The organism is Pseudomonas fluorescens (assembly GCF_000802965.1).
In the GTDB taxonomy this organism is placed as follows: Bacteria; Pseudomonadota; Gammaproteobacteria; order Pseudomonadales; family Pseudomonadaceae; genus Aquipseudomonas; species Aquipseudomonas fluorescens_A.
This window is the reverse complement of sequence record NZ_JSAK01000025.1, coordinates 1-6,530: the sequence shown is the minus strand read 5'-3', so window position 1 is coordinate 6,530 and position 6,530 is coordinate 1. Positions and strand designations below refer to the sequence as shown.

Below are 6,530 nucleotides of genomic sequence, written 5' to 3'. Positions count from 1 at the left end.
TGCCGTTGCCGTTGCCGTTGCTTTGGCTTTGGCTTTGGCTTTGGTTTTGGCTTTTGATCTTGATCTACCTGCCCCTTTCCCAGAGGCCGAACGCAGGCATTGCGCAGGGGGCACCGCGGCAAGGATGCCGCGGTAGCCGCCCCCGGCCATGGATGGCCGATGGCGGCGGGCCCCCGGAGCAATGCCGGAGTGAGGGCATGCCGAGCCTAAGCGAGGCACCGAATGGAGGGGCAAAGCGCTTTGGTTACTTTCGCGCTCTTCGAAAGTGACCCGCCGTAAGGGCGGAACCTTAAGCAGCCATTACCGCAGAAACGGATATGTACCCCCCCAAAAAACCAACCCCAAAACAACCCCCAATGATTACTTTTTGTCACCCACCGCTTGCGCACCCAAACCCCCACTAAGGCACCGTGACCACGCTGAGTAATCCTGACCGGAGCCTAATAATGATAAAAAAATGCTCGGCCACAGCCGGAGTCCGCCAACGACTCCAACGGCTTGGCCACACCCGCCCGCAACCCCTGATGCTGGCGGTTCTCGCCGCCATGGCGGGCCCGACCCAGGCGACCACCTTCGACCTCAACGAAGACTGGAGCCTGTCGACCAAAACCACCCTGAGCCTGGGCAGTAGCTGGTCGACGCAAAGCCCCGACAAAAGCCTGATGACCCGCGCCAATGCCCTGCAGGCGCAAGGCGTTCAGGCCAACGGCACCAGCGTCAGCGCCGATGACAACCGGCTGAACTTTGAGAAGGGCGACCCCATTTCGCAGGTGTTCAAGGGCCTCACCGATTTCAGTCTCGATGGCCAGGGACAGGGTGCGTTCGTTCGCTTCAAATACTGGTACGACCACGCCTACGAAACCCGTCAGGCGCGCTTCAAGGATTTTGACGATTCGGGCTGGGACGACCTGGCGAAGTTCAAGGGCTTCGAGATGCTCGATGCCTATGTCTGGAAAGATTTCCAGTTGGCCGAGCATCCGTTGAACGTGAAAGTCGGCAACCAGGTGTTGTCCTGGGGTGAGTCGCTGCTGATCCAGAACGGCATCAACGTGATCAACCCGCTGGACGTCTCGGCGTTCAACCGCCCCGGCGTGGAAATCAAGGAAGGCCAGTTGCCGGTGGAGATGCTCTCCTTCAGTTTCGGTCTGACCGACACCACCAACCTCGAAGGCTTTTACCAGTACAACTGGCGCCCCAGCGTGCTGGACGGTTGCGGCACGTTCTTCGCCGCCAGCGACGCGATCCAGAAGGGCTGCGGGCCGCTGTACCTGAGCCAGGTGCAGACCGATCAGCAAATGCAGGCCGCCGGGTTGTACGCCACATCCCGGGGCAACGAATCACCGTCCGACAACGGCCAGTTCGGCTTCGCCCTGCGCCAGATGATCCCGGCGCTGAACGATGCCGAAGCGGCGATCTACTTCATCAACTATCACTCGCGACTGCCATATTTCACCCTCGACGCGAAGAACATCGGTGTGCCCGGGACATTCCCCGGTGGCATTCAGGCACCGAGCTACGCCGCCGCGTTTCCGGAAAACATTCGCCTGTATGGCATCAGCCTCAATGGCGTGGAACCCAATAGCGGGATTTCCCTCGCGGGCGAGTTGAGCTATCGACCGAACATGCCGCTGTCGATCAACGCGCCGGACGTCAACGTCGCGGTGATCTCGGGCCCGGCGGGCAGTTCCTGGGTGCAGTTGCCGCCCGGTTTCAACATCAACCGCGGCAGCCGCTTTGACGCGTGGGAGCGCAAGGGTGTCTGGCAGGGGACCCTTTCCGCCACCCAGGCCTTCGATAACGTGTTGGGTGCCACACGCCTGAGCCTGTACGGCGAGGCCGGGGTGGTGCACATCGACGACCTCGGTGACGAACGTCTGGGCCGCAACGCCGCGTTCGGTCGCAGCTCGACGGTCAACGGCACGCCGTGCAACACCGTGGCCTCGGGCGTCACCAATCAGTACTGCACCGACAAAGGCTTCGCCACCGATTGGTCGTGGGGTTATCGCCTGCGCGCCAGCCTCGAATACAGCGACGTGCTGCCCGGCATCAACCTGATTCCGGCCGTCAACTGGCGGCATGACGTCGAGGGTTATTCCTACGATCCGCAAGGGCCGTTCCAGGAAGGTCAGCAAGCGTTGGGCGTGAGCCTGACCGGCGTCTACATGAACGATTACAGCGTGGAACTGGCCTACAACAGCTTCTTCGGTTCCAACGACTACAGCACCCTCGACGACCGCGACTTCGCATCCGTCAGCTTCAAGGCAGACTTCTAAGGAGAACCGTTATGCGTATGCAATTGTGCGTGCTGGCCCTGGCCTGCAGCGTCGGCCTGGCCCAAGCCAAAGGTACCGATCCGGCGCCGCTGGGCAAAACCCTGACACCCATGGGCTCGGAAATGGCGGCCAATGCCGACGGCAGCATTCCGGCCTGGAACGGGGGCCTGGCGAGCAACGCCGGCACCGTCGACAGCAAGGGCGGCTACAGCGATCCGTACGCTGCCGAAAAGCCGTTGTTTACGATCACCGCGAAGAACCTGGCGCAGTACGAGAAATTCCTCAGCCCTGGGCAAATCGCGTTGTTCAAGCGTTTTCCCGACACCTACAAGATGAACATTTACCCGTCGCACCGCAGCGCCAATCTGCCCAAGGATGTGTTGGCGCAGAGCCGCGATAACGTCGCCAAAACCAGCATGGCCGATGGCGGCAACGGCTTGCACGACTATGCGCGGGGCATTCCGTTTCCGTTGCCGACTGAAGGGCTGGAGGTGATGTGGAACCACATGACCCGCTATCGCGGCGGCAGTTACGAGCGCATCAGCAGCGCCGCACTGGTGCGTGAAAATGGCGCCACCAGTTATGTGCGCAACCAGTCGCTGATCAACTTCGCCGACACCGTCGGCGGCCTGGAATCGGGCTCGAACATTCTGTTCATGTTCAAAAGCCGGGTGTTGGAGCCGGCGCGTTTGTCCGGCGAAGCGGTGCTGGTGCATGAGCCGATCGACCAGGTCGCCGAGCCGCGTTCGGCGTGGCAATACCTGCCGGGTCAGCGTCGGGTGCGCCGCGCGCCAATGATCGCTTACGACAACAGCGCCCGTTACAGCAACGGCCTGATCACCGCCGACAACATCGACGGCTACAACGGCGCGCCGGACCGTTTCGACTGGAAACTGGTGGGCAAACAAGAGCTGTTCATCCCGTACAACAGCTACAAGATCGGCAGCCGTGACATCAAGTACGACGACGTGATCAAACCCAACCACGTCAACCAGGACCTGGCGCGCTACGAGAAACATCGGGTGTGGGTGGTGGAAGCCACCCTCAAGCCTGGCGCCCGTCACATCTACGCCAAGCGCCGCTTTTATGTGGACGAGGACAGTTGGCAAATCTCCCAGTCGGACCAGTACGACAGCCGTGGCGAACTGTGGCGCAGCGGTGAGTTGCACGCGATTCAGCAGTACGACCATGGCTTCACCTACAACGTGCTGGAAACCTCTTATGACCTGATCTCCGGCCGCTACTACGCCGGTGGCCTGGCCAACGAAGAAACCGAACCGATGCGCGTCGGCTTCGCCGCCAAGACCGACGACTACACCCCGTCTGACCTGCGACGCTGGGCCAAATAAAACTGACACACCACTGCCCCTGTAGGAGCTGCCGCAGGCTGCGATCTTTTGATCTTGATCTTAAAAATCAAAGTCAAAAGATCGCAGCCTGCGGCAGCTCCTACAGGGAAGCGGTCGGCTTATGTTTATCTGCAAGGAGATCTAACGTGCGCCACTGGATATCCGCACTGGCTCTGGGCGCAAGCCTGGGCACCGTTCACGCTGCAACCCTCGATCAATCCCAGGCAAAGGCGCTGGCCCAAGAGGCTTACGTCTTCGCCTACGCCACCGTCGAGCACGACAAGGTGCTCAGCGCCATCGCCGCCAAACTGCCGTTCAACCGCCTCTACAGCGAGCCGCGATTACTCGGCCCGCAAGACAACAAAGTGGTGTCGCCGAACAACGACACCTTCTATTCCCGCGCCTTGCTCGACCTGCGCGGCGAACCGCAGGTGCTGCAAGTGCCAGCGGTGCAAGGGCGCTACTACAGCTTTCAATTGGTCGACATGCGCACCGACAACCTCGACTACATCGGCAGCCGCGCCACCGGCAATCAGGCCGGGCGTTACCTGATCGCCGGGCCGGACTGGCAGGGTGAAGTGCCGGCGGGTTTCAGCGGCGTGATCCGTTCGCCGAGTCGCCTGGTGTTTCTGCTCGGGCGCACCGAAGTCAAAGGTGAGGCCGACCAGAAAGAAGCGGCCAACCTGATGACGGGTTATGCCTTGCAGCCACTGTCCAAAGTGATCGCCGGGACCTCTCCCGAGGTGTTGCCCTCACTGCAATTGCCGGCTTATCAGGACACCAAACAAGGTCCGGCTGAAGCACTGTTCAACACCTTCAATGACCTGGCGCCGTTGCATCAATGGAACGCCAATGAACACGCAAAGCTCGCTCGCTTTGCCGCCATCGGCATCGTACCCGGAGCAACGTTCACGGCGCCGGCGGGGCTCGCCGATGCAGTCGCCCAAGGCGCCGAAGCCGGTCGTGAGCAGGTGCGCGCCGCGTCCAGTCAGGTCTCGGTGGAGCAACAAGGCTGGTTTCGCTCTCCCGCCAACGTCGGCAAATTCGGCGACGACGATCTGACCCGAGCGGCGGTGGCCTGGCGTTACATCTACGCCAACGATGCGGTGGAAGCGGTTTACCCGATGGCGCTGCACGATGCTCAAGGCCAGGTGCTGGACGGTCGCAAAGTCTATCGCCTGCATTTCCCCGCCGGGCAATTGCCGCCGGTAAACGCGTTTTGGTCGTTGACCCTGTATGACGGCCGAACCCAGTTGCTCTCCGCCAACCCGATCCAGCGTTACGCCGTGGGCGATCGCAGCCCCGACCTGCGCTACGACGCCGACGGCGGGTTGACCCTGCTCCTGCAACCCCACGCACCCGAGGCTGCGCAGCAGGGCAACTGGTTACCAACGCCGGAAGGACCGTTCAATTTGCTGTTGCGTCTGTACCTGCCCAAGGCCGGTGCGCTGGACGGCAGCTATCGCTTGCCGACGATCGAGAGGGTGGAGCCATGAATATGATTTTCAGTCGTCGCCGCCTGTTGGGCAGCATGGGTGTGCTGGGAGGATGTCTGATGTTGCCGCGTGGATTGCTCGCCGCCGATGCCGATGACCTTCGGGGAATTGCCCGGGAGGCGTGGATCTATGCCTACCCGATGCTCATGCACTACCAGACCCTGGAAAAGCAGGTGCTCAACCCGGCTGCTGCGGAGTACGTCGGCGGCTTCAATCGCTTTCGTCACTACAGCGAGTTGTACACGCCGAGCAATCGCGAAATCGTCACGCCGAACAACGACACGCCATACTCCTGGGCCTGGCTCGATCTGCGCAGCGAACCGCAAGTGTTGAGCGTGCCGGCGGTCGCGGATGATCGCTACTACGTGCATCAGTTGGTCGATCAATACACGCATAATTTCGCCTACGTTGGCGTGCTCAGCACCGGTCGCGAAGCGGGGGATTACCTGATCGCCGGGCCGGACTGGCAAGGCCCGACACCGGCCGGGATCAAGGCTGTGCTGCGCAGTGAAACCCAGATCGTCATGGTGCTCGGCCGCACCGGTCTGAAAAACGCCAACGACTTGCCGGCCGTGCGCGCGTTGCAGCAGCAATATCGGTTGCGCGCCTTGCATGAATACACCGGCGCTGCCGCACCCATTGCGGCGCCTGCGATTGCATGGCCGGTCTGGGACAGTAAAACCGGGTTGGGGCCGGAATTTATCGCGGTGCTCAATCAGATCCTCACGCTGTGCCCGACACAACCGTCCGAACAGGCGTTGCGCGAACGTTTTGCCCGTATTGGCATCGTGCCGGCTCAAGGTTTTGATGTCGCCGCTTTACGGGAACAAACCCGCCAGGCATTGATTACCGGCATCCAGGATGCCCAGGCGCAGTTGCAAGCGGCGGTGGCGAGGGTGCGGACCACCTTCGGCCTGTTCGGTACCCGCGAGGCGATGCAGGGCAACTACCTCAATCGCGCCGTCGCTGCCCATGTCGGCATCTATGGCAACAGCGTCGAAGAGGCGTTCTACACCGGTACGCGCCAGGACAATCAGGGGCAGCCGTTGCAGGGCGGCCGCAGTTATCGAATGCACTTTGCACCGGGGCAACTGCCACCGGCCAGCGAGTTCTGGTCATTGACCCTGTACGACTTGCCGGACCGCCAATTGGTGGTCAATTCGATCGATCGCTACTGCCTGAGCAGTCGGGATCATTTACGCATGGATGCGGACGGTGGCCTGACGTTGCTCATGCAATCCTCGCCTCCAAAAGAGCAGAGCAATTGGTTGCCGACACCGGCGAGCGGGGCGTTTTCGGTGGTCCTGCGTTTGTACGGGCCGGAGCGGCAGGTGATCAAACAGCAATGGCAGATGCCGGTGGTTGAACTGGTTTCTATCTAGCTCCTGTCCCCCTGTGGGAGATTCTATGTT

Annotated in this window: 4 protein-coding genes; all 4 read left to right on the top strand. The window is 61.4% G+C overall.

The features are described 5' to 3' along the window. Positions 1 to 446: 446 nt before the first annotated feature. The 4 genes from NL64_RS20230 (at position 447) to NL64_RS20215 (ending at position 6,500) form a co-directional block, all read left to right on the top strand. Entirely contained in the window at positions 447 to 2,273 is a 1,827-nt protein-coding gene (locus NL64_RS20230) for a DUF1302 domain-containing protein (protein WP_034149843.1), read from the top strand. Between the two features lie 11 nt (positions 2,274 to 2,284). Further along, entirely contained in the window at positions 2,285 to 3,622 is a 1,338-nt protein-coding gene (locus tag NL64_RS20225; protein ID WP_034149842.1) for a DUF1329 domain-containing protein, read from the top strand. Positions 3,623 to 3,768: 146 nt separating this feature from the next. Continuing rightward, positions 3,769 to 5,118, top strand: coding sequence for a DUF1254 domain-containing protein (locus NL64_RS20220; RefSeq protein ID WP_034149841.1), 1,350 nt, complete (start codon positions 3,769 to 3,771; stop codon positions 5,116 to 5,118). Continuing rightward, a complete protein-coding gene (locus NL64_RS20215) occupies positions 5,115 to 6,500 on the top strand; it encodes a DUF1254 domain-containing protein (RefSeq protein ID WP_034149840.1) in 1,386 nt (461 codons plus the stop codon). The genes NL64_RS20220 and NL64_RS20215 overlap by 4 nt, the downstream gene beginning before the upstream one ends. Positions 6,501 to 6,530: the final 30 nt, after the last annotated feature.

Coding starts and splice junctions, on each gene's coding strand:
- NL64_RS20230 (WP_034149843.1), top strand. CDS start 447: ATGATAAAAAAATGCTCGGCCACAGCCGGAGTCCGCCAACGACTCCAA.
- NL64_RS20225 (WP_034149842.1), top strand. CDS start 2,285: ATGCGTATGCAATTGTGCGTGCTGGCCCTGGCCTGCAGCGTCGGCCTG.
- NL64_RS20215 (WP_034149840.1), top strand. CDS start 5,115: ATGAATATGATTTTCAGTCGTCGCCGCCTGTTGGGCAGCATGGGTGTG.